1 protein-coding gene is annotated in these 624 nt (G+C 46.5%); it reads right to left on the minus strand.

Going from position 1 to position 624, the window contains the following annotated elements:
- Positions 1 to 52: 52 nt before the first annotated feature.
- A partial coding sequence (locus tag ICN19_RS10120; protein ID WP_216247638.1) for an integrase core domain-containing protein occupies positions 53 to 624 on the minus strand: 572 nt, incomplete at its 5' end.

The following is a 624-nucleotide window of genomic DNA, read 5'->3' on the forward strand; positions in this document are numbered from 1 at the left end:
TGAACTGCTGTCAATTTAGGTCCACTACCAAAGAGAGTTTTTCTATAGTAAATCATTGCAGCAACATGGGTTGATTCTGCAATAGTTTGGGTACTTGGGTTTGGGGTGCTGGAGGTCTGTAACCCAATGCACTATGCGGCCTGACATGGTTGTAATGCTTAACCCACTCCCCCACGATGATCTGGGCTTCTTTTAAGCTATAGAAGATCTCCCCATCCAAAAGGTTGTCTCTAAAGGTGCCGTTAAAGCTTTCACAAAAGCCATTCTCCCAAGGGCTGCCCGGTTCAATGTAGGCTGTCTTTACTCCAATGCCAGATAACCAACCCCGTAGCTCTTTAGCAATAAATTCTGGGCCATTATCACTTCGGATGTGCTCGGGGATGCCGTGAGTAATCATGGCGTTGGCCAGTTGTTCAATCACTTGGATTGAGCCAATTCGTCTAGCGCAGAAGATCGTTAAACACTTTCTACTGAACTCATCAATCATGGTCAGCATCCGGATCTTGCCACCATAAGCGTCCCTGATAAAGACAAAGTCATAACTCCAAACATGATTGGTATGAGTAGCTCGCAATCTCATACAGCTGCCATCGGAGAGCCAGAGTCTGCCTCTAGGAGGTTGCT

It is taken from the genome of Polynucleobacter sp. AP-Capit-er-40B-B4, assembly GCF_018882245.1.
Lineage (GTDB): Bacteria > Pseudomonadota > Gammaproteobacteria > Burkholderiales > Burkholderiaceae > Polynucleobacter.